Annotated in this window: 21 protein-coding genes and 1 tRNA gene; 10 read left to right on the top strand and 12 right to left on the bottom strand. The window is 47.9% G+C overall.

The genetic code is table 11. From position 1 onward, the window contains the following. Nucleotides 1-44: 44 nt before the first annotated feature. Nucleotides 45-851 (top strand): alpha/beta hydrolase, encoded by an 807-nt coding sequence (locus H6F88_RS18465; RefSeq protein ID WP_190644218.1) that lies wholly within the window; start codon nucleotides 45-47, stop codon nucleotides 849-851. A 178-nt stretch (nucleotides 852-1,029) separates the two neighbouring features. Next, nucleotides 1,030-2,157: a class I SAM-dependent methyltransferase gene (locus tag H6F88_RS18470; RefSeq protein ID WP_190644219.1), complete on the top strand. Its 1,128-nt coding sequence runs from the start codon at nucleotides 1,030-1,032 to the stop codon at nucleotides 2,155-2,157. A 35-nt stretch (nucleotides 2,158-2,192) separates the two neighbouring features. On the opposite strand, the gene H6F88_RS18475 is transcribed toward H6F88_RS18470, so the two are convergent. Beyond that, the gene (locus H6F88_RS18475) at nucleotides 2,193-3,134 is read right to left on the bottom strand and encodes a DUF4432 family protein (protein ID WP_190644220.1); all 942 of its coding nucleotides are present in this window, start codon (nucleotides 3,132-3,134) and stop codon (nucleotides 2,193-2,195) included. Between the two features lie 294 nt (nucleotides 3,135-3,428). Here H6F88_RS18475 and H6F88_RS18480 point away from each other — a divergent pair, with 294 nt between their 5' ends. From H6F88_RS18480 to H6F88_RS18490, 3 genes are all read left to right on the top strand, one after another. Beyond that, on the top strand, nucleotides 3,429-3,896 hold the full coding sequence (locus H6F88_RS18480; protein WP_190644221.1) for a GNAT family N-acetyltransferase: 468 nt from the start codon (nucleotides 3,429-3,431) through the stop codon (nucleotides 3,894-3,896). A gap of 60 nt (nucleotides 3,897-3,956) precedes the next feature. After that, nucleotides 3,957-5,069, top strand: coding sequence for a low specificity L-threonine aldolase (locus H6F88_RS18485; RefSeq protein ID WP_190644222.1), 1,113 nt, complete (start codon nucleotides 3,957-3,959; stop codon nucleotides 5,067-5,069). Between the two features lie 86 nt (nucleotides 5,070-5,155). Then, nucleotides 5,156-5,566 carry a hypothetical protein gene (locus tag H6F88_RS18490; RefSeq protein ID WP_190644223.1) on the top strand — a complete coding sequence of 137 codons (411 nt, stop codon included), beginning with the start codon at nucleotides 5,156-5,158 and terminating at the stop codon, nucleotides 5,564-5,566. 232 nt (nucleotides 5,567-5,798) lie between these two features. Here the strand turns inward: H6F88_RS18490 and H6F88_RS18495 are convergent, their stop codons facing one another. Further along, nucleotides 5,799-9,206, bottom strand: a complete 3,408-nt coding sequence (locus tag H6F88_RS18495; RefSeq protein WP_190644224.1) for a DEAD/DEAH box helicase — start codon at nucleotides 9,204-9,206, stop codon at nucleotides 5,799-5,801. A gap of 781 nt (nucleotides 9,207-9,987) precedes the next feature. Between H6F88_RS18495 and H6F88_RS18500 the strand changes: the two genes are divergently transcribed. The 4 genes from H6F88_RS18500 to H6F88_RS32700 all read left to right on the top strand — a co-directional run bounded on the left by H6F88_RS18500 (nucleotide 9,988) and on the right by H6F88_RS32700 (nucleotide 13,818). Then, nucleotides 9,988-12,141: a polyribonucleotide nucleotidyltransferase gene (locus H6F88_RS18500; protein WP_190644225.1), complete on the top strand. Its 2,154-nt coding sequence runs from the start codon at nucleotides 9,988-9,990 to the stop codon at nucleotides 12,139-12,141. 192 nt (nucleotides 12,142-12,333) lie between these two features. Continuing rightward, nucleotides 12,334-12,407, top strand: a tRNA-Met gene (locus H6F88_RS18505). A gap of 187 nt (nucleotides 12,408-12,594) precedes the next feature. Then, entirely contained in the window at nucleotides 12,595-12,894 is a 300-nt protein-coding gene (locus H6F88_RS32695) for a DUF3596 domain-containing protein (protein ID WP_199333678.1), read from the top strand. A 306-nt stretch (nucleotides 12,895-13,200) separates the two neighbouring features. Continuing rightward, a complete protein-coding gene (locus H6F88_RS32700; RefSeq protein ID WP_199333679.1) occupies nucleotides 13,201-13,818 on the top strand; it encodes a tyrosine-type recombinase/integrase in 618 nt (205 codons plus the stop codon). 379 nt (nucleotides 13,819-14,197) lie between these two features. Here H6F88_RS32700 and H6F88_RS18515 read toward each other — a convergent pair whose 3' ends face one another. The 7 genes from H6F88_RS18515 to H6F88_RS18540 form a co-directional block, all read right to left on the bottom strand. Beyond that, on the bottom strand, nucleotides 14,198-14,434 hold the full coding sequence (locus H6F88_RS18515; protein WP_190644226.1) for a hypothetical protein: 237 nt from the start codon (nucleotides 14,432-14,434) through the stop codon (nucleotides 14,198-14,200). An 88-nt stretch (nucleotides 14,435-14,522) separates the two neighbouring features. After that, the gene (locus H6F88_RS18520; RefSeq protein WP_190644227.1) at nucleotides 14,523-14,726 is read right to left on the bottom strand and encodes a hypothetical protein; all 204 of its coding nucleotides are present in this window, start codon (nucleotides 14,724-14,726) and stop codon (nucleotides 14,523-14,525) included. After that, entirely contained in the window at nucleotides 14,723-14,914 is a 192-nt protein-coding gene (locus tag H6F88_RS32705) for a hypothetical protein (protein ID WP_199333680.1), read from the bottom strand. The genes H6F88_RS18520 and H6F88_RS32705 overlap by 4 nt, the downstream gene beginning before the upstream one ends. A 60-nt stretch (nucleotides 14,915-14,974) precedes the next feature. Further along, complete coding sequence (locus tag H6F88_RS32710; protein ID WP_199333681.1) at nucleotides 14,975-15,280, bottom strand: hypothetical protein; 306 nt, start codon at nucleotides 15,278-15,280, stop codon at nucleotides 14,975-14,977. 113 nt (nucleotides 15,281-15,393) lie between these two features. Beyond that, a complete protein-coding gene (locus H6F88_RS18530) occupies nucleotides 15,394-16,053 on the bottom strand; it encodes a hypothetical protein (RefSeq protein WP_190644228.1) in 660 nt (219 codons plus the stop codon). Between the two features lies 1 nt (nucleotide 16,054). Then, nucleotides 16,055-16,462: a hypothetical protein gene (locus tag H6F88_RS18535; RefSeq protein WP_190644229.1), complete on the bottom strand. Its 408-nt coding sequence runs from the start codon at nucleotides 16,460-16,462 to the stop codon at nucleotides 16,055-16,057. A gap of 18 nt (nucleotides 16,463-16,480) precedes the next feature. Next, complete coding sequence (locus H6F88_RS18540) at nucleotides 16,481-18,157, bottom strand: hypothetical protein (protein ID WP_242050597.1); 1,677 nt, start codon at nucleotides 18,155-18,157, stop codon at nucleotides 16,481-16,483. A gap of 360 nt (nucleotides 18,158-18,517) precedes the next feature. Here H6F88_RS18540 and H6F88_RS18545 point away from each other — a divergent pair, with 360 nt between their 5' ends. Further along, nucleotides 18,518-19,810, top strand: coding sequence for a toll/interleukin-1 receptor domain-containing protein (locus tag H6F88_RS18545; protein ID WP_190644230.1), 1,293 nt, complete (start codon nucleotides 18,518-18,520; stop codon nucleotides 19,808-19,810). Here H6F88_RS18545 and H6F88_RS18550 read toward each other — a convergent pair whose 3' ends face one another. The 3 genes from H6F88_RS18550 to H6F88_RS18560 all read right to left on the bottom strand — a co-directional run bounded on the left by H6F88_RS18550 (nucleotide 19,811) and on the right by H6F88_RS18560 (nucleotide 21,252). Next, nucleotides 19,811-20,002, bottom strand: coding sequence for a hypothetical protein (locus H6F88_RS18550; protein WP_190644231.1), 192 nt, complete (start codon nucleotides 20,000-20,002; stop codon nucleotides 19,811-19,813). It abuts the gene before it with no gap. 122 nt (nucleotides 20,003-20,124) lie between these two features. Continuing rightward, nucleotides 20,125-20,292 carry a hypothetical protein gene (locus H6F88_RS18555; protein WP_190644232.1) on the bottom strand — a complete coding sequence of 56 codons (168 nt, stop codon included), beginning with the start codon at nucleotides 20,290-20,292 and terminating at the stop codon, nucleotides 20,125-20,127. A 57-nt stretch (nucleotides 20,293-20,349) separates the two neighbouring features. Beyond that, nucleotides 20,350-21,252: a hypothetical protein gene (locus tag H6F88_RS18560; protein ID WP_206756454.1), complete on the bottom strand. Its 903-nt coding sequence runs from the start codon at nucleotides 21,250-21,252 to the stop codon at nucleotides 20,350-20,352. Nucleotides 21,253-21,529 lie beyond the last annotated feature (277 nt).

The following is a 21,529-nucleotide window of genomic DNA, read 5'->3' on the forward strand; positions in this document are numbered from 1 at the left end:
GCTGAGGCAAAATAGGAACATTGTTGCCGCAATGGGAATGCAGAATGCCTAGAACCAGGATTGGTGATATCGAGATGTATTACGAGGTTCACGGCAGCGGTGAACCTGTAGTTTTGATTCACGGCTTGAGCATGGATAGCAGCACATGGTTCAACCAAATTCCTGTTCTCTCGCAGAAATATCAAGTCATCGTGTTCGATAATCGTGGTGTTGGGCAAACTGATGCTCCTAATGAGGCTTACTCAACCGAGATGATGGCAGATGACGCTGCTGCCTTAATGAAGTTTTTGAATGTGGATAACGCTCATATTTTGGGCTTTTCAATGGGGGGTATGATTGCTCAGACTATGGCGCTGAAATATCCTGAGTTAGTGAGAAGCCTGCTGCTAGCCGCAACAGCTGCCCGATTTCCTGCCCGAGCAAAATATTTAGTGCAGATCTGGTTGAGAATGCTCAACGAAAATGTGTCTTTAGAAATCTCTACCAGAGATAGCTTTTTGTGGGTTTACACTAATGAGTTTTTTGAACATGATGAAACTGTAGCAGCTTTGGTTGACCGTGCGCTCAATCATCCTTACCCACTATCTATTCACGGTTTCGCTGGACAGGTTGCTGCGCTGATGCAGCATGACACGCGATCGCAAATCAACGAAATCTCAGTTCCGACTTTGGTATTAATTGGCAGAGATGAGATCTTCATTCCCATGCAGTTTTCAGAGGAACTTGCTGCCAGAATTCCAAAAGCTGAGTTAGTGATATTAGAGCGTGGCGGACATAATTGTTGGATGGAATTTCCTGAGCCATTCAATCGAACTGTGATGCAGTTTTTAGAAGGAGTGACATCAATGTGAGCAGCAAAAAGAATTGAGTTGTACCAGGAGTGTATAACCAATTCCAATACACTTAACTGTTGAGAGGCTAGCCGTTAGCTTTAGATAAAGTACTCCATTATTACGACTTTGTACTTTTTAGCTATTGCTTAAGATACATAGGTTATGTTGGATACAAGGTGGAGTTCTGATTAACACTATGGTTTTTCTTTGTCCCCAACACCAGCATGACTTGCTTCCCCAAGCTCATTCTCCTGAAGATGACTTGAAGCTTGCTAGTGAAATTAAAGACTTTTGGAACTCTATGTTTCAACTGTTTCAGAGTAAGACAGTTGAGATCACCTCTGCTTATCCTGATGAAGCGGATCAGGACAAACTATACTTCAAGGTTCGCCAAATTTTAGATGAGTCTCCTGAGGTAAAAGAAACTAACTATCGTCGTGGTGTATTTCAAGATCGGTTGTGGGCGAATGTGTTGACAGCAATCGATGAGGATCGACACCGCCTTGAAGCGGTCTATCAAAAACATTTGGAGGGGAAAGGAGAACTGGAACTGAATCCAGATCTGGACATTCCCATCCACCAACGTAAAACCAACATCCACCGAATGCCAGGGGGCTATCTCCACGAGCCTGAGGACAGTTTTGGCTCAGGAGTGCTGTACGACCACGGCGTTTTTCTATATGGGCGTGGGTGGTTTGGACCTCTCAATGACGAACTGGGTCAAACCTTGATTCATCGGGTCTTGGCACAGCACTATCCAGATTTTCAGCCTCGCATGATTTTAGATTTAGGGTGTTCTGTGGGTCACAGCACATTACCCTATGCATCGACCTATCCCCAAGCTCAAGTTTGGGGAATTGATCTAGGGTCGTCATTGTTGAGATATGCGATCGCTCGTGCAAGAGTCTTAAACCAAACGGTGCATTTCTCTCAACAGAATGCTGAAAATACTGAATTTCCCGATCAGTCTTTTGATTTAGTGGTAAGTCATATCCTTCTGCACGAAATTCCTGGGGTGGCGAGAAAGCGAGTGTTTGCAGAAAGCTATCGCTTGCTAAAGCCGGGAGGAATTATGGTGCATTTGGAGAGCAAATTATTTCTTCAGCCTCCCACACTAACTGCTCGGTATTTCCGTGATACTGAAGTTTGGGCAAATTCAGAACCCTACCTTGCCTCGTCAAAGTTTGCCGATTTCCCCACTTACGCCTTAGAAGCAGGGTTTGCACCTGAGGCATTTCATGTGCATTACACACCGGGATACTATGCGTCTCAAAAGGGAAATGCTAATCCAAGTTGGGTGGCATTTTGTGGAGTCAAACGCTAGTTAATTTGATTCTGTTTGTGCTGGCTCTTAAGAAGTTAGGAAGAGCGATCGCGCTGTAACTGCAAAGTGAGTGTTCGACGTTGTTTCTCCTGAGGATTCAGGAATGCAGCCGTGTTCAGACGATGCGCTTCCTCCAGATCAGAGGGCATATTTGTGCAGGGTTCTACTACAACTACATAATGATCACGCCACCCGCCATAGCTTTGAAACATCCAGACATAAGGGAAATCAGCAGTATCAAATGTCATGAGCAAAGCAGACTGAGTGCGTTGATGACGAATGCCACAGTAGCCACTGGATAAATCAGAGCTGTAATAAAACTCCTGAAGTTGAGAAGAGGATGGCGGAATAATACGCAGATCAACTGATTCCCCATTAGCGGCGATCGCCTCAGGAAAGCGGGTTTTTCCAGGTTGACCAATAATTTTGCTGAACTCCAAAAATGCAGGTTCTACCCAACAGTCGGGGAGCAGAATTTCGTCTCCCGCTTCAATTGCGATCGCTGCATGATGCTTAAACAGGAATGGAATTTGCGCCTCAGACTGATTCTGGAACCAGTAAGTTAGCCGAGCCTCTGGGCGGTCTGGATCAAGTTGAATAGTCTTTTCTACTCGTATCGGGACGGTCTGACATTGGTATCCTAGCGTGATGCTAAGGGGTGAACGTTCCAGGATTTCCCATTGCTGTGACCATAACTCTCCGTGGTCTGCCAAGGTCCTTCCCTGAAACAATCCGGCTGCATCATTGGGAAAAACTTCATCCCAACCTCCCGTCCACTGTTCATCAAAGGAAGCGCCAATAGGAAGCGATCGCGTGGTTTCAGGCGTGTAGTGTGATGGATGCCAGAGCCAGGAATGCCCAGTTTTACAATCTTCTAATTGGTCGATACGTCCGCCCAAATCAGGACGAATAGTGAGCCTGATTTCAGAATTCTCCAGCGTTAAAACTTGAGCTTGCTTTACTGTCTCCAGCGTCATTCCTACACTGATCCTCACTCTCTTTTCTGTGATTAAAGAATACAGTGCAGCCTCAAATTCTTCACTATGCCCAAAGGGATATCCTGTGGTTCAAAAACAGCTTGTTATGAGGTTATTCGCTTCAAGAGCTTTCTTACTTTTTGGATATTCTCTTGATAAAACTCACTTAAATTTTTCTCAGCTTTTCCTAATTAGCTTTTCATCTTAAATTCAGCACTAAATCAAACTACCTGTCATATACTACATAGTGTAATACGCACGGCATCATATCGAGATCTGCATATTGGAGTCACCATGATTCGACCGAGCATACCCGACGACACAATTGCGTTAATTGACATAGCCAAAACGATCGGCTTCCAGCCTGATGAGCTTGAGGCGCTAAGCGAAATGCTGTCCGATTACTTTGGGGGCGATCGCGACACAGATCATTTCTGGATCACCGACGATGATAATGGACCAGTTGGGGTTGCCTATTGTGAACCGGAACGGATGACCGATCAAACGTGGAACTTGCAATTAATTGCTATCCGGCCTGACCGCCAGGGACAAGGACGCGGTGCAACGCTATTAAGCTATGTTGAACAAACGCTAGCGTCGTGTGGTGGGCGAATGTTGGTGGTGGAAACATCAGGAATGCCGGACTTTGAGCGCACACGCACCTTTTACGCAAAGTGTGGTTATGAGGAAGAGGCACGTATCCGTGACTTCTACACGACAGGTGATGACAAGATCGTTTATCGCAAGATGTTGGCTGACTAAAAGGAGCTTTAACGAGTATTCTCAGGGCATAACCAGGGAAGCACATCTACAGGAGTAACAATGCAATTCGGCAGCGATAACCAAACAGGGGCATCTCCTCAGGTATTGGAGATGATAGTGACTGCTAATGCAGGATATACCCACGGATATGGAGATGACATCTGGACTAAAAGAGCAGTAGAGGCTTTAAGAGAAACCTTTCAATGTGATTTGGATGCATTTTTTGTGTCCACCGGAACTGCTGCCAACAGTTTGGCACTCTCATGTCTGGTGCAACCTTGGGAAGCTATCCTTTGCCACGCTCAGGCGCACATCATAACGGACGAATCGACTGCACCAGAGTTTTTTACGAATGGCGCTCGCCTGATTGGGCTTGCTCGTGGAGAGGGAAAACTCACTGCCCAACATCTTTTAGATTATTTTGAAGGCGCAGGCGTTGATATTCCCCACAATCCACTAGTTCGAGCCTTGAGCCTTACACAAGCAACAGAATCAGGACTGGTTTACACGCCAGATGAAATTGCATCTGTGACCTCTGTAGCTCGGCAACACCACTTGTCAGTGCACATGGATGGAGCGCGCTTTTCAAATGCGGTAGCGGCATTGGGTTGCACACCGGCAGATCTCACCTGGAAGTCAGGAGTTGATATTCTGTGTTTGGGGGCTACAAAGAATGGTTGTTTGGCAGCCGAAGCAGTGATCATTTTCAATTCTGGTCTTGCTGAACAATTTGTACATCGTCGAAAACGAGCAGGTCATTTGTTGTCTAAGGGTCGGTTTTTAAGTGCCCAAATCATAGGTTGGCTAAAGGATGAGCATTGGCTGGAACTTGCCCATCATGCAAACGGACAAGCAGCCCAACTTGCAAATGCATTGTCTGCTATTCCTAGTGTCCGTATTGTCTGGCCGACTCAAGCCAATGAGATCTTCGCAGTGATGCCAAAGCAGGTGGCAAATTATCTGCAATCTTCTGGGGCAGAGTTTTATGAGTGGTATCGTGAGTCTTTGCCGCGAAATGTTGTGATTGACAAAAATGAAATACTGATTCGATTGGTCACTTCCTTTGCAACCAAAGATAGTCACGTTTGTGACTTTTGTTCCCTCCTTCAAAGTTCTTCCCTCAAATTGCGATCGCCATCCAACAGCCCAGATGGAGACGCAACAAAAACCTAAATTTTGAGTTTAAGAGCACTACCATTACTTATCCTAACCATTGGACTGCTTTGTTCAAGCAAGTAGAAGCCAAAAGGAGTTTGTTTATGCCCTCTCTACGAACTACTCTTCTCGTCGATAGTACTGTTTGTTTTGTTTATGGAGCAGTGCTGACGATTGCAGCAGACTCACTCTCTACTCTATTTACAACCAACCCTATCTCTTTACCCGGCTATTCATTGCCAGAAGCCCTGAAGATTCTAGGATGGAGTGTATTGGGAGTTGGGCTGTATGTTTGCGTTGTTGGTTGCGCCAAACCTATCAGACCTATTGCAGTTTGGTTGGTGATTGGAATCGAAATCGCTTGGACAGTTGGCAGCGTATTATTGTTAGCCTGGATTGGAAATACACTTTCCTGGATAGGTATAGCTTTTATCATTTCAAGTGCAGTAGCTGTGTTTGGTTTCATGATTCTTGAGCTAATTGGGCTTCAATCATTGTATGAGCGGCAAATCTAGTAGTCTTTTTGTCTGGTGCCCACCTCAATCGTACTGATTGTGTTGTTCTGCACAAGCTGACTTAACATAAGGTCTTTCCTGTGATAGGAGGTTCTCCGCTGGTTTTCGTATAAAAGGTGAGAGGAACCGTATCTTTAAGGGTTAAGGAGTTAGGTTATGGCAGCGCGGTATTTTGCTTTAATCAGCGGTATTACCTATGCTCTTTGGAGCAAAGTAAGCGAATGGGGGTATATCAGCTTCCCTCATCAATGACGGCGCTGCGATCGAGCAACAGCAGGTTACGAAGCTGGTCAGTGTCAAACTCGGTTAACCAGTTTTCACCTGTGCCTACCACCTGTTCAGACAGTGTTTTTTTGCTTTCAATTAGTTCGTGAATGCGCTCTTCTAAGGTGCCAGTGCAGACAAACTTGTGAACCTGGACGTTGCGGGTTTGCCCGATACGAAAGACGCGATCGGTTGCCTGATTTTCCACCGCAGGATTCCACCAGCGATCGAAGTGAAACACATGATTAGCTCTGGTTAAGTTGAGTCCTACGCCGCCTGCTTTAAGCGAAAGGATAAATACTCGTGGGCCCTGCGGGTCGTTCTGGAAGCGATCGACCATTTCCTCTCGTTGCTTCTTAGACGTGCCGCCATATAAAAACAGCGTTTCCCGGTTGAACTGTTGCTCCAGGTAGGCTTTAAGGAATTTGCCCCACTCGGCAAACTGAGTGAAGATGAGTGCGCGATCGCCTTCCGCCAACAGTTCATCCAGCATTTCCTCCAACCGCTGAAGTTTGCCGGAAAGGGAGCGGAAGGATGAAGGATGAGGGATGAGGGATGAGGTGTTTTTCGTATTCTTGGTGTCTTTTGCGGCTGCTTCTTCCTTGAACAGCACAGGATGGTTGCAAACCTGTTTTAGCTTGACCAGCAGTGCCAAAATCATGCCGTGACGCTGAATACCCTCAGCCGATTCGATTTCAACTAGCGACTGATCAACCAGCTTTTGATACAGGGCGGCTTGCTCGGCTGATAGCCCACAAAACACACTCATTTCCTGCTTGTCGGGCAAGTCTTGAATGATGGTGCGATCGGTTTTGAGTCGTCGCAAGATGAAGGGTTGAACCAGCGATCGCAATGTTTGCAGTGAAGCTGTATCGCCATAGCGCTCAATCGGTACAGCAAACCGCCGCTGGAAGAAGTTGCGCGGCCCCAGATAACCGGGGTTGAGGAAATCCAGAATTGACCAAAGTTCCGACAAGCGGTTTTCGATGGGCGTTCCGGTGAGGGCAATGCGAAACTGGGTTTCAAGCTGGCGGACTGCCTGAGACTGTTTTGCCTCTGGGTTTTTGATGTTCTGCGCCTCATCCAGCACTACACCTTGCCAGGAAACGCTTTGCAGATCTTTGGCATCTCGGTAGACCAGTGCATAGCTAGTGATCACCAGGTCATAGCCCTTGACCGCCTTGGCAAATGCTTTACCTTGCGATCGCTTATCACCGTGATGCACCAGCACTTTTAGATCTGGGCCAAACTTCTTCACCTCGCGTTCCCAGTTGCCCAGCACTGAGGTGGGACACACCAGCAGCGTTGGGGCTTCCAGTGCATCCTGTTCTTTTAGGTGCAGCAGCAGGGCAATCAGTTGAATCGTCTTACCCAGACCCATATCATCAGCTAAGCAAGCCCCTAAACCCCAGCGTTCCAAAAAGGCTAGCCATGAGGTTCCCCTTACCTGATAGGGACGCAGTTCGCCTTGAAAACTCGCAGGGATGGCGATCGCCTCTACACTCTGATTGCCAGTCGTGAGCGTGTTGATTAGCTCTTGCAGCGAACCCGATGCCTCAAAGTTGACTACAGGCAGCTTTTCGATCATCTGTGTGTCGCCCGTGCTGATTCGCAGCGCATCTTCCAGCGACAGCGCCATCTGGTCTTTGCGGCTCTCAAAAAAGCTTTGCGCAGCCCGCACATCTTGAGGACGCAATTCCACCCATTCCCCGTTAATCTCAACCAGTGGCGTATTCAGCGCCACCAGCCGATCGAATTCTTCCTTAGAAAGCCGCTGTCCGCCAATTGACAGTTCCCACTTAAAGTTGAGCAGGCTTTGCAACCCTAGCCGCTGTTTGTTGCGTTTCGAAGGGGCTTCTGCCCTGACTTGCAGCCCCAACCGATTAGCCAAGCCTTGGTGGTTGGCCAAACTGGGTGGCAACACCACACCAAAACCACTGTCTTGGAGCTGCCACGCTGACGACTTGATGAAGTCGTAAACCTGCATCGGACCGAGCGGACAGGCTTGTGGCTGCTGCACTTGCAGGCTCGGCTCCAGCACCGGATAAAGCCTGGAAGCAAAGCCCAACCCAGCTAAGAGCGTTTCCTGGGGATGGTGAATGGTACGCCCCAAATAGTCCAGCCGCTCTACGGGGTTGTTCCAAATCGTTTTGGCGCTGACTAGAAAATCGGCATCGTGAGCCGCCTGAAGATAAAACTCTAGCGCCCAGTCCGTCTTGCCAGGGGCAGGCGTTCGCAAATAAAAGCAAGTGCGGAAGGAAGCCGCCTGCTGGGTCAACTGCTGCTGAATAGGGGCGATCCAGTTGTTCAGGACTGCTTCTAGCCGCTCTAGCTTCTCGGCTTCTGTGGAAACCATTCCTGGATGAGGCGAGTCGGCTGCGATCGCTCCTAGTGCCTGGAGCCACTCTCGCACGGGCGTATCTTTGGGCAGGGGCACGGTGGGCAAAGGATGGCTAGTTAGAGCAAGCCGAATTTGAGCATCAATGGTTTGGTGCAGAAAATTAAGCAGCAGAGTTTGTGCTGCGGGGAAGACGGCTGCTTCTACGGACTCGGTGGAGTCAAGCGGCTGGTAACCCCGACAGGCAGCAGGCATTTGTCGTGAAAAATGCTCTAACCGGGACTGGTCAGCAGCACTGTCTAACAAGGCTTGCCAGCGGGCAACGGCAACTTCATCTGAGCGCTCTAGAATCGGCAGAAATTTGGAACGGGCTAACAAATCCAGGTGCCAACGGGCAACGTGTGACCAAAAGCGCAAATCTCCGCTCAGCCAGGATTCTTCACTTACAGAACTGAGGGGTAAGGATTGGAGGAATTGAATCGCTTCCAGTGGCTTCAGGCAAATTCCCTGTACCTGCCAGAACTGCGACGTAGGGACTGCATTTTCGTCGGGCGAAGTGGATTGAGCAGCGGAGTGCTGCGGGATAGCGATTACCCCAACGGGGGAACTGCTTCGCATCGCCTCCTCCGTCTCATCTAGCCTGACTTGATAGGTCGGCAGGGCAAACGCCACCGACTGCAAGCGAGCCACTGCGGACTCCAATAAAGCTGTCGCCTCCACTTGAGTCGCAGATTGCAATTTTGACCGGGATGATTTCGCTTTTGTCTGGGCAGTGCGTCCGGCTTCAACTAGTGGCACATCTGAGACAGCCCAGTTGATTTGGCGGGACTGATGCAGCGATCGCAGCCAATCAACTAGTTCCGCAGCAGTCATCACAAACGGATGGGGTAACACAGCATTAGGCTGCGCTTCTTCTGCCTGTGACTCAACTCTGCGCCAGGTTTCGCCCCAAATCAAGAAACAACTTGCCTGAAGCCCAGAAGACTGAGAAGAAGACGTTTGAGGCTGGAGAAGCCAGCTACCGTGAAGAATTGCCATGCACTAAGCGTCACTAGCGATCAATGAACGTCGCGGAACTGAACATTGCTGAATCTACGTGAGAGGTTTAAACCCTCCTAAAGCGTTGGCGGTTAATCGAGGAGGCGATGCGAGGCGATGCGAAGAGTTCCCCTTCTGGGGTAATCGCAAAACATCACACCGCCATCAACACCCAGAGCAGCCGCCAGAAGCTTGAAGTTTCCTGGTGTAGAGCTAATTTCCCTGGATGGAGCAGTTATATCTGCAATGTTGGGTTCATTGTACAACCATATTCTTAAGGTGGTTTGCGGGAGGTTTGCAGTTCAATTCTTGCCAGCTTTCTCTTATTAGAGGCAATCTTTCAAAATTAGCCAGAGCTTCTCTCAAGTGGCAGTATGAAAGTGGTTTCCAATCTGAAATTCTCTGGCTAGAGTTCAACTTTGGGAGCGGTCTGTTGCACCTCACTTGTGCAAATTGTCCAGCATCGCTGATGCGCGGAAACCCGATGGATTGCCTGAAGAAACGTAAAAATTATTGCGGTGCGCTACGATTGAATCAAACTTACGAATAACTCCGAAGTTCATCGTTTTTTCATCGCGAAACCAGTTGGGGAGATGGTTTAGCCCTCGCGATTGAGGTGAAGCGATCGCCTGATATCTCACCGACCGACCTCAATCTTGAAGATAGATTGAGAATTGATTCAGGCAGTTTCTTCTAATAACTCATTGCAACAGCAGACTAAGGGCATCAGTGCTACGATTGCCACAGAAGAAAAAATAAGGCTAAAAGGACAGAGTGCCGCATGGTAGAGGAAATAGATAAGTCAATATCCTTCGACGGACGGGATATTCGGCTTAAGGTAGGTCTGCTTGCACCGCAAGCAGGCGGTTCCGTGTTGGTTCAATCAGAAGAAACGGCAGTTTTTGTAGCGGCAACCCGCGCCGCTGGCAGAGAAGGAATCGACTTTTTGCCGCTGCTCGTTGATTACGAAGAAAGATTGTATGCCGCCGGACGGATTCCCGGTGGGTTTCTGCGCCGAGAAGGTCGCCCCCCCGAAAAAGCAACTCTGATTAGCCGTTTGATTGACCGCCCGATGCGTCCGCTGTTTCCCAGTTGGCTGCGGGATGATATTCAGATTGTGGCAACGACAATGGCGCTGGATGAGCGAGTCCCACCCGATGTGCTAGCCGTAACAGGTGCATCAATTGCAACGCTACTAGCAGGCATTCCCTTTAATGGACCTATGGCTGCCGTGCGAGTCGGGCTGATTGGGGATGATTTCATTATTAATCCGACTTACAGCGAGATTGAAGCAGGCGACCTGGATTTGGTGGTTGCTGGTTCACCTGAAGGCGTGATCATGGTCGAAGCTGGGGCAAATCAGTTGCCTGAGCAAGACATGATTGAGGCAATTGACTTTGGCTACGAGGCCGTTCGCGATCTGATTCAGGCACAGCGTGACCTGATGGCAGAACTGGGCATTGAGATCGTGACCGAACAGCCTCCCGAAGTGGATTCGACCTTAGAAGACTTTATTCGCGATCGCACCGAAGCTTCTATCAAAGAAATCCTGACTCACTTTGAATACAGCAAGAGTGAGCGAGACGCAGCGCTAGACAAGGTCAAAGAAGAAGTAGCAGCGGCGATCGCTGAAATGCCCGAAGAAGACCCCATCCGAGTTGCAGCTCAGGCAGACGCTAAAGCTTTGGGCAATACCTTCAAGGGTTTGACCAAAAAGTTTATGCGTCGCCAAATTGTTGAGGACGGCGTTCGGGTAGACGGTCGTAAGCTAGACGAAGTTCGTCCGATCTCTTGCCGCACGGGTATTTTGCCAACGCGGGTTCACGGCAGCGGACTGTTCCAGCGTGGACTGACTCAAGTGTTGTCAGTTGCGACCTTGGGCACGCCTGGAGATGCTCAGGAGCTAGACGACCTGCACCCTGACGAGCAAAAGCGCTATTTGCATCACTACAACTTCCCGCCTTACTCAGTGGGTGAGACAAAGCCGATGCGGTCGCCTGGTCGGCGTGAAGTCGGGCATGGCGCACTGGCAGAACGGGCAATCGTTCCCATCCTGCCGGACAAAGACAAGTTTCCCTACGTCATCCGGGTGGTGTCAGAGGTGCTTTCCTCCAACGGCTCCACCTCAATGGGTTCAGTCTGCGGTTCCACCCTGGCGCTAATGGATGCCGGAGTACCCATTACCAAACCCGTCAGTGGAGCGGCAATGGGGCTGATTAAAGAAGGCGATGAAGTTCGCATTCTGACCGACATCCAGGGCATTGAGGATTTCCTTGGCGACATGGACTTCAAAGTCGCCGGAACCGACAGCGGCATCACAGCCCTGCAAATGGATATGAAAATCAACGGTTTGCCCATTTCTGTGATAGCAGATGCAATCCGCCAGGCAAAACCTGCCCGAATGCATATCCTGGAAAAAATGCTGACCACCATCGACCAACCTCGTCCTGAGTTGTCGCCTTACGCACCAAGACTCCTGACGATTAAGATCGACCCCGACATGATCGGCATGGTCATTGGACCCGGCGGCAAAACCATCAAGGGCATCACCGAGCAAACTGGAGCCAAAATCGATATCGAAGACGATGGCACAATTACCATCTCGGCAGTCGCAGGCGAAAAGGCCAAACACGCTCGCAGCATCATCGAAGGCATGACCCGCAAACTCAGTGCTGGCGATGTGTATGTCGGTCGCGTCACCCGCATCATTCCCATTGGTGCATTTGTCGAATTCCTTCCCGGCAAGGAAGGCATGATCCACATCTCCCAGCTTGCTGACTACCGCGTTGGCAAGGTCGAAGATGAAGTTGCTCTAGGCGACGAGGTGATTGTTAAGGTGCGCGAGATTGACGGGCGCGGACGGATCAACCTGACCCGTCTGGGCATCCATCCAGACGAAGCTGCTGCTGCTCGTGAAACCGCAGCCGCCGATTAAGTCCTAGTTTGTCTGGGCTAATTTCGGGGCGCTCGCTTCCCTCTTTCGAGTTGGGAGGCGAGCGCCCCAAATTTTTAATCGCCCAAAAATGTTTGCCACTGACTGTAGCGATCGGTCACGCCGATATGTTAATTTTATAAAGCTGAGTTTGCAACCCAGTTTTAAGACTGAGGTGGCGATCGTTCAGCGTTAGGCTCAGTAGCTCAGTAGGTTAGAGCAGGGGACTCATAAGCCCAAGGTCGCAGGTTCAAATCCCGCCTGAGCCATCAGTAAAACAAGCTCTGGAAGCTAGTTGGGGAGGTTCTTACAAGACCTCCCCAAAAATTTTTTAGGTAAGTTTGGGTCATTTCAGGTTGAAAACTGGTGTAAAACTGGTGTAAAAATCTAGTTCATCCGAACTATAAAATAGTTATGCTGGACTGCAAGGGGTTCAAACGTACTAAGGAACCAGCCATGCAGCAACCTAAACAACGCCATAGCAAGGGCACAGTCGCCATTATTGTTTCCAACGATCGGCTCCAGCTTCGGTTTAACTATGCAGGAAAACGGCACTACATTTCCCTTGGACTTTCTGATACGGTAGTTAATCGGAAAATTGCCGAGGCAAAAGCAAAACTGATCGAGTCGGATATTATTTACGAGCGGCTCGACTTGACTCTGGAGAAATATAAACCGCAGACTGCCCTGAGTGTCGTTACACCTGTTACACCACTTTCTACACCACCTCAGCTTTCTCTTTTTGATCTTTGGTAAAAATATACTGACTTTCAGAAAGAGCACTTGGAGGAGACAACAATTATTCGGGACTATGGAAAAATCGAGAAACGGATCAAGAAATTTCCAAAGCCCTACCTAGATGATGCCATCAGTATTCAAGCTCATTTGTTAAGCAACTATTCGGCAGAAGTTGCCAAGCGTACACTCAAGCAGTTAAGTGCTTGCTGTAACTGGGCAATCCGTAAGAAATTGGCTTCTGAGAACCCTTTCAAGGAACTTGCTCAGGAAATCAAAAGCAAAAGGAAAAGTCGAGTCTCTCGAAAACCCTTCTCCAGAGAATGTGTGGCTGCTATTATCTCTGCCTTTGAGCATGACACCTACTCATCTAAATTTGCCCCTGTGCCCCATTCCTACTATGCTTCCTATGTCAAATTTCTGTTTCACACAGGCTGTAGACCAGAGGAAGCGATCGCTCTCAGATGGAAGCATATTGAAAAGAACCGTATTTACTTTTGCGAGGCTGTTGCAACAGATGTACGGATTCGGAAAGTCACAAAAACTGACAAACCGCGATACTTCCCAATTAACGAAGAGTTGAGGGTCATCTTCAGCGCAATCAGACCAGAACACTATCAATCTGATGATTTAGTGTTCCCTGCTAAAGGAGGCAAGGAAATTGATACTCATAATTTCCTAAATCGAGTCTGGCGACCCGTCGTTAACCAATTGATCAAAGAAGGTAAGGTCAAGGAGTATTTGCCTCAATACAATTGCCGGCACACGTTCATCACACTGTGTTTGGAGGATGGCATTCCATCAAGGAGGGTTGCAGATTGGTGTGGCACCTCCGTTCAGGTTATTGAAGAACACTATGCAGGAGCGATCGCTCACATTCAGGTTCCTTCGTTTGGGTTGGGGCAAGCTGAATCATCAAGCGATACTGAAGTTCCACCTCAATAATCTATCTAAATGTAAATTGCCATGTAGCGACACCTAAATGCTACATGGCATCAGATGATAAGAATTGCAGCGGAATCAGTACCTTTATTAAAGCTATTCTGAAATAGCGGTAGAAGTTCCATCAAAACTTGATTGACAAGTCGAGGCAAGATCAGTACGAAACTATTGCAAGCGCTCACTTTTCTGCGTTTCTTAGTCCATTCCCACCATAACTTCTTACCCAAGTAACGATGCGGATAGCTGAAACTTTGTAAAACAGCAGATAGCTGCAATGAGACATCTCCAATCTTGGGAATAGTGTGAATGCTCACTAAATTGTTCTGATTAAACATTTTGATGTGATGGGAATGTGGTTCTATCTATTTCGCTTTCCCTGCTTCTAATTACTCAATAGATTGGACTGGTAAGCTTCAATTGCTTTGAGATGAGTTATAGGATCATGGCGGTTGTGAAACCAGTCTTGAATCAATTCCAGGTTATACCGAACACAGCGACTATTGATTCTGACCCAGTGAACGCCTTCAATCCATTCACCCTGAAGTCGATACCGTTTCAAGGTTTCACCACTTAAATCGAGAGCTTCTGTGGCTTTCTTTTTGCTGACAAATAACACCATTTTTGATTCCGGCTCAAGTGCTAATACACTAGAATTCCTGTTTGACTGCGGTGTGGTAATGTTGAGTGACTCTTGTGACGGACTGCAATTAAGGTGAGGCATTTCCCCACCAGAAGATGCTGCCGTCTGAGGATTGGTAGCGGTATACTTCCGTACCATTGAAGAAGATTGAGATGTTATTAGGAGGAGTGATTGCTCCTTGTTGAATCACGCTCTCTAATGCTTTCGTTAGCTCCAAAATTGCTTCCGTTTGTTCTGCATTTGTGTGAACTGTTTGAATGGTTGTAGTCATGGTTTTAACTCGTTTTCAATGACGGAATTTGCGAAGCGGATCATTGTCGCCTTCGATGCCATACGAATGCCTACTCGATAGCGGTAGCTGTTCTGTTCCCAGATGATTTTTGAGGTGTCGCAATTTGCACCGCAAACAAACGGGATAAAGTAACCGTGAATTCCCTGTGCCAGGGTGACTTCACCCATTGATTCGGGCGATCGCGCGATCGGTTGAAAGTCAGGTTGGCTCTCAAAGGCATACTCTGATTAGATTGATGGAGTATCTCGGTAAACCTGCTGTCCTGCCAGTAATCCGAAGGAACAGTGAAAGGCTCCCGGACAATTAGGTGCAGCATTGAGGGAAAGTTCATAAGCACCCCTAGTGCTGGTTGTAATCGAAACCGATACTTGTTGAAAATGTCCATCCCTTGTTAAGGGCACATCAATGTAGGGCTGAGGTTTGTCATCTGGTGAAGGAACCAGAGCATCGGTTGGAACCCAGGTGGGCAGTACAACTGGAATTTGAGTCTGTTCTTGAAGTTGCGTGAGAACGGGTTGGAATAGCGGTAGCACAGTCCTCGCGATAGGAAGAGGTATAGGGGATCGGGCTGAAACGGAACTACAGCCGATTAAAAGACTTGAAATGAGTAATAACGTAATCACTTTGAGTCGCATCAGCATGACCCTTAACCAAGGAAAGTATCTGGTTGCAGAAGTTGGTAGATACTGGGAATTTGAATGTGGAGTTGCCGCAATGCTTGAACTTGCTCCTTTGAAAGCAAATAGCTTCCTTTAGCTGCATCGATACGATCACTCAACTGTTGTTGAAGTTGGTCTGCTCCTCCTAGCAGAGTGATGTAGCGGCGAAAGCGTTGCTCCTCCAAAGATTGAGCTGTGCGAGGGGAGAGATAAACGCTAAGGGGTTGACGAATGGATTGAGAATCAACCAATCGGATACAACCTTCTTGAGGGGCGATCGCAATCAGTTCATCTGAAGCGTTGAATGGGTCGTTAGTCACAAAATCTGAGTAAGCTGCTAGGAGATAAAAGGTTTTTCCCCGATCTTGCACAGTCCCTAACCGATCCACTCGCTCTGCGCCAGATTCTATGCAGGTTTTAACCTCATCTGGAATTTCAACCCTCGAAAGGGGCAGGGGACGATGCTCTAATGCACTGCGTTCGGGAGAATTGGGAGACCGTATTGGGTACAGTAATGCAGGTTGGCTCGAACTACTGCCAGACAGTTTGGCAGGTAGCATCACCAGCAGGAAACTGAGGATGAAACAAGTGAGGAGAACGAGCGATGAGCGATAGGCGAACCATCTCGGTTTGGTGAAACGATTCATATCATCGTGCCCACTGCGCTTGTATCTGTTGAACTAGCTGAATTGCTGTGGACTCAGGAACGCCCTGCTCAATCAGTTCGCTACTGCCCATGACTCCACCAGTTTGAGCAATCTTCTGCCAGCTCCCCTGCCTTCTCATTAGCAACATTTCTCCACCGCCTTCTCCCAGCCGCCAGTCAACCAGTGCATAGTCACCCACGATCGCCACATGAGTTGCTCTGGGATTAGCATCTGCGGGCTGACCAGGACGGGTCAGAGCTGTAACAACAGCTTGCCGAACTTGTTGTTCATCTGCTTGAACATCGGCAAGAACGGGTTGAGATGGTAGGAACAAATACGAAACAGGTAGTGAAATTAGACCTGTAACAATCAAAATCAGAATAAAGGATTGAACTGTCTTAGCAATCATTGAAATCACCTTTGAGAATTATCGATTGACACGGTAAATTCGGCTGCCAACCCCGTAATACGATTCGACGGAGGTTCGGCTTGCCACCCAACGAAACCGAGCCGCACTGGAAGAATTAGAGATCACTTGAGAACAACCATCATTGATGCAAAACCCAATGTGGTGGTCATACCAAACCACAATGGGTTTTGCATGAGCCTGAGATGTGTTAATGCGTGTTCCTGCGCCTCGTTGAAGTTGACCATCGACACAGTTCACACTGTCCTTACAGCCTGCTCCACCGATGGTGTGTCCCAACGCATCCTGCAACACACGGTTCACTTCCCAGGCACAGGTAAGGTTTCCGCCATCCGGCCCTGCCGCTGTGGATTCGTTGTAGCGAGCGTTGATAGCATTGACGATGCGCTGCTGAATAGTATTACCCGTAGAACGACTGATTAATTGTCCTGGTCGGTTTACAGTTGTGCCTCCGGTTGCGGTGGTGCTGGCGATCGCGCTGCACTGTTGCAGGGCAGAGTAGTAGTTTTCTGCGTATCTAGCAATTTCTCGGTTGCGATCGCTATCATTCACGATGCGGCGTGCATTCACAAAATCACGGTTGGAGCCACGAATGTATTGTCCCAACCGATGATGAGTAAACGTGCCATCTCGCATTCCCCAAACGGCAACTCTGGCAGCGATATCAGGTCGATTCATCAACTCTGGATGGCGGACAAAATCAATCCCTAAGCGATTCGACCAATCCCGGTAGTTACTTTCCCAGGTGACTTGCACTAGTCCCCGGCCGTAGAAGCAGCCGGAACCATACCGACCGCAGTAGCCACCCTCTTCGTCCCTGGCGTGAAAGTTAGTTTCTGCCTGTACTGTTGCCAGGATGTAAGCGATTTGGGCGGGGTCAGTGACTCCTGCTCGTTGCGCTTCTCTCAGCAGTGCGGGGATAACTTGAGTGGCGTAGGTGCGATCGCTAGCAGGTACTTTTGTCAGGACTCTGGCAACACAATCGCTATCGAGTTGAATGGCTGATGAGCTTCTGTCTGGAGTATTGGCTCCAATCAAATCATCAATCTGCTGCTGAATTTCTGGTGGCAGTGGCGGTGGTTGAGGGATATCACTGGGCGGAGTCCCAGGAGTTAACCCGACAAAGACCAAATCCTTTTCGTGAACCGAAAACCAGGGAACAGGACCAATGAAGTAAGGAGTGCAGCCGAGGTCAGGTATTCCTCGATGACAGATGCGAAAGTACAGTCCGAACTTGCCCAGCCCTTTTGACTCGTCGGTGTCAATCAGCACAACTTTGAATGCTGAGCCAAAGGGCAATCGTCCAGTCGGTTCCATGCCGTTATTGATTGCACCCAATATGCCTTCTCCACCGGGAACCATTTGTCCACCAGGTGATGTTCCGCCTTTGATCCACTGCGCTCCATGTAAGGTTGGATCACCTGCTATGCCAAGAGAAGTGGGCGAACTCAGCTCCAGATTGGAGCAACCTCTAGCTTGAGCACATTGATAATTGAAGCCCACTTTGTTGCTACCGCTGATAGAACGGCGAGTGGGTGTTTGACAGTGTTCCATGTGTCCGTAGGCAACATCGGCGATCGCTACAAAGCCGAAGTACCCGGAGAATGGAACACTCGGATAGCTTGCATTGGCACTTGTGCTAGCCCTGGCACACTGTTGATAAAGGTGGTCTGCCAATCTTGCAGGAGATCGAGCGGAATCTGATCTAAGTCAGGAATCTGGGTGAGACTATATTGGTTCAAGTTTTGGGAGAGATCACCAAGCGAGAACTGACCAAGAATGGTATGAGGCGATCGCTGCAATTGTCTGGCTGCCCCAATCGTTCAGGTTGAGATTTTCCAGAGCGAGGTTACGGAGATTCAGATTTACGAGATCTTCTAGCGGTTTAACCTGATTGAGCCGGAAGTTACCCAAGCTAGGAATGGCGTCGACGAGACTAGCGATCGTCTACCCAAACGGAAAAAGCGTCAGTATAATCAGTGCAGGTAAAAATTACTTTCATAAGCAAATTTACTTGCGTCGATAGAGGCTAGCATTGTGGCAGAATCGCTTAAGCTTTTCTTCTCGTATTCTCATAAGGATGAAGCCCTGCGGGATGAGTTAGGAAACCATTTAAAGATTCTGGAGTATCAAGGGTTAATCTCAAGTTGGCATGACCGCAAGATTCTGGCTGGGGACTTGTGGGATGACCAGATTAATATCAATCAGGAAACCGCTGATATCATTCTGCTCCTGATCAGTTCGGACTTCATTGCATCTCGCTATTGTTGGGATATCGAAATTAAACGAGCAATGGAATTGCACGATTCGGGAAATGCTTGCGTAATTCCGGTTATTCTGAGGAGTGCTGACTGGACCAATGCCCCCTTCAGCAAGCTACAAGCTGTTCCGAAAAACGCTCAACCCGTCACAAGTTTTCCTGATCGAGATGCTGCCTTTCAATTTGTAACCCAGCAAATTCGACAAGTAGTAGCAGATTTAATTGAAAGACGTAACAAACAACGTCAACAGAAGCAAAAAGAGATTGATGTTGCTACTTACCGACAGAAGTTTTATGAATTTGCGTCCGATGGTGAAATTTCTGGAGGTGAACGCTTCATTCTAAGAGATTTGCAGAAGAAGCGAGGACTAACAGATAGCGAGGTACAACTGATTGAGCAGGAAATTCTAACCCCTGCTGCCAGTCAAGAATATATAGACAGCTACAGAGAAGCTTTTTTAGATGCTATTAACCAGTATGGTTATCCCCTCGACAATAAAGCCAGAAATGATTTGAAACTGGTACAGGAATACTTAGGTTTGAGTGATATTCAGGTTACTCAAGTTGAAACGCCCATTGCTTCTCAAAAAGAAGCTGAACAAAAGGAACTACTGGAGCAACGCCGTGCAGAGTTGGCTTCTAAAATAAAGAAAGTAGCAAAAGTTGAACAAGAGTTGAGCGTAACCGAAGCTGAGTTAAAAACCCGAATGGAACCTAGTAGAGTCCAAGAATTGGAGGAAGCTTTAGGGTGGTTATCTAATCAAGCTGTATTAGCAGAGAAAGTTGGTAAGGCTACTTTAGAGCGGTTTCCCAGCTTAAGATTGAGTGAATCTGAATCTAGACGATTTAATTTAGAACTTAAACAATATTTTGAATTGATCTATCACTCTTTGTTAGAGCAGAAAACAAAACTTTTACGTGCGCCTAAAGTACCTCAGTTTTTATCTAACTCTGCCATATATGAAGCAGCTTTAGATGAACTAAAGAATAGAATGCCTGAAGATTTAGGTTTGATAGCACAGCAGGAAATTACAGAACGAATTGATTATCTAAAGAGAAGGATCAGTTAGCTAAATCTGGGTTTGTAAGACCGAAGCAATCTGAGTCAAGTTACTTTCAACATCTCCTAAGCGAGAATTTTTTTGACCAATTTCCTCTTGCAAATTGAAAATTTCCCATTCTAGTTGCTGTTTTTCCTCAACAAGCTTACTGTGTAAATCGCTTAACTCATCAAGGGGTAGCAATTCGTAATTTGTATCCATAGAAACCTGGTAAGTAGTAAGGGTTTCACTCACTACTTACCAGATAGCTCGTAATGATCCGGACGACTGAGTTTTTAGTTTCTATTAAGACAGAAACCTCTTTTGCTAACATCAGACTTCCGTTAAGCAATGTTTGGCTTATTTCCAGTTCCGCTACTCTCCATGTGCTTAATGTCAGCTTGCAGTTGCCTGATCTCCTGCTCAAGCTGTTGTTTCTCCAGAACGAGCCTTTCATGCCTATCGTGGATTGTATCTGTTGCGCGTATTTGGGGTAGCTTTTGTGCTGTCATACAAGCTCCATTAGTTTAGTAGTACGTTTGCACTAACTCATGCGTAGTACATTTATATCATCCGGATGCAAAGCTACAGAACTTAAGAAACTCTACATTTTGCCAATCATTGCAAACAGACAATGTGATGGGTTGATTAGGCGGAAATTTCCACAGGAGAGAGGTGACATGCGCCAGTTGTTTCTTGAGGCGATCGCTAGCTTTATCGCGGCTGTAAGAGTCATATTTGTTATGGAGGATTTGTGATCGATAGTCCTTTACATCCTGCCGAAGTTGGGCGATCGCCTCCCTCGTCTGTTGTTTTGCTTGATGCTTGACCTGATCAAAGTCATGGTCATTTACCTGTTTGAGTGCCTTCAGTTTCAGGTTCTCGCGCACTAGATTAATCACCTGAAGCTGGGTGAGAGGCTTGACCGGAACTTTTGTATCCGTTACATCCAGATAAACGGAACCCGTGAATTCGTTCTGAACACTGGAAGTGTCAGGAATTACTTCCATCCGAGCAATGACTCTAGCATCCAGGTTGAGCTGTTCAGCGCGAAGGACGCTTTCACCCATTGCTTCTTTTTGGGCAATCAGGTCAAGGGTTTCGGTTTCAATCAGCGTGTACAGGTTCTCCTGCTCGTTAATGCACAGCAGTGAAATTCGTCCGGTCACGCGGCTAATCAGTTCTGTCTCTGATTCCCCCTGAAGATTGTCGGTGGGGTATGCTAGCTTCGCGTCTAGCTCTGGATTATCCTCCAACAATTCGCCAATTACCTCTTCTCCGTAGGGATTCATGAAATCCACCACGTTTGAGACAGAGAGGGCAGAATCACGAGCAGCAGTAGTATTGGCGTTGAGCATCGCCATCTTTTTGGAAAGAATCGCTCCTAAACGCTTCTCAGCAGGCAGGTCAGACATCAATAGCGTGATTTTGGGTTCAACTACCTGACCAAAGCGATTGACGCGACCAAGCATCTGCATCACCTAGTTGATGTCCCGCTCTGCCTGCGCCACGATGAGATGCCGTTGCCTCTGGTCGGCAAACTTCTCAGAAGCATGAAGGTTAATGCCCGTCGCACCGGAGCGGTTGAGGAGCAGGACATCCAGATCGCCTGCGTTAAAGCGACCAACCGTATCTAACGTGAGTTCGGGATAAGGAGGGGCGAAATAGATAGAGTTGAAAGTACCTAATTTTTAACTCATCTAACCGCCCCATGCTTAGTCTAGAATCCCTGTTCTGTCATGTCGATGA

The organism is Oculatella sp. FACHB-28 (assembly GCF_014696015.1).
GTDB lineage: Bacteria > Cyanobacteriota > Cyanobacteriia > Elainellales > Elainellaceae > JAAUTN01.

Excerpts from the sequence above, each read along its gene's own strand:
- H6F88_RS18465 (WP_190644218.1), top strand. The coding sequence starts at position 45 with ATGCCTAGAACCAGGATTGGTGATATCGAGATGTATTACGAGGTTCAC.
- H6F88_RS18470 (WP_190644219.1), top strand. The coding sequence starts at position 1,030 with ATGGTTTTTCTTTGTCCCCAACACCAGCATGACTTGCTTCCCCAAGCT.
- H6F88_RS18475 (WP_190644220.1), bottom strand. The coding sequence starts at position 3,134 with ATGACGCTGGAGACAGTAAAGCAAGCTCAAGTTTTAACGCTGGAGAAT.
- H6F88_RS18480 (WP_190644221.1), top strand. The coding sequence starts at position 3,429 with ATGATTCGACCGAGCATACCCGACGACACAATTGCGTTAATTGACATA.
- H6F88_RS18485 (WP_190644222.1), top strand. The coding sequence starts at position 3,957 with ATGCAATTCGGCAGCGATAACCAAACAGGGGCATCTCCTCAGGTATTG.
- H6F88_RS18490 (WP_190644223.1), top strand. The coding sequence starts at position 5,156 with ATGCCCTCTCTACGAACTACTCTTCTCGTCGATAGTACTGTTTGTTTT.
- H6F88_RS18495 (WP_190644224.1), bottom strand. The coding sequence starts at position 9,206 with ATGGCAATTCTTCACGGTAGCTGGCTTCTCCAGCCTCAAACGTCTTCT.
- H6F88_RS18500 (WP_190644225.1), top strand. The coding sequence starts at position 9,988 with ATGGTAGAGGAAATAGATAAGTCAATATCCTTCGACGGACGGGATATT.
- H6F88_RS32695 (WP_199333678.1), top strand. The coding sequence starts at position 12,595 with ATGCAGCAACCTAAACAACGCCATAGCAAGGGCACAGTCGCCATTATT.
- H6F88_RS18515 (WP_190644226.1), bottom strand. The coding sequence starts at position 14,434 with ATGGTGTTATTTGTCAGCAAAAAGAAAGCCACAGAAGCTCTCGATTTA.
- H6F88_RS18520 (WP_190644227.1), bottom strand. The coding sequence starts at position 14,726 with ATGACTACAACCATTCAAACAGTTCACACAAATGCAGAACAAACGGAA.
- H6F88_RS32705 (WP_199333680.1), bottom strand. The coding sequence starts at position 14,914 with ATGGGTGAAGTCACCCTGGCACAGGGAATTCACGGTTACTTTATCCCG.
- H6F88_RS18530 (WP_190644228.1), bottom strand. The coding sequence starts at position 16,053 with ATGAATCGTTTCACCAAACCGAGATGGTTCGCCTATCGCTCATCGCTC.
- H6F88_RS18535 (WP_190644229.1), bottom strand. The coding sequence starts at position 16,462 with ATGATTGCTAAGACAGTTCAATCCTTTATTCTGATTTTGATTGTTACA.
- H6F88_RS18550 (WP_190644231.1), bottom strand. The coding sequence starts at position 20,002 with ATGGATACAAATTACGAATTGCTACCCCTTGATGAGTTAAGCGATTTA.
- H6F88_RS18555 (WP_190644232.1), bottom strand. The coding sequence starts at position 20,292 with ATGACAGCACAAAAGCTACCCCAAATACGCGCAACAGATACAATCCAC.
- H6F88_RS18560 (WP_206756454.1), bottom strand. The coding sequence starts at position 21,252 with ATGCTTGGTCGCGTCAATCGCTTTGGTCAGGTAGTTGAACCCAAAATC.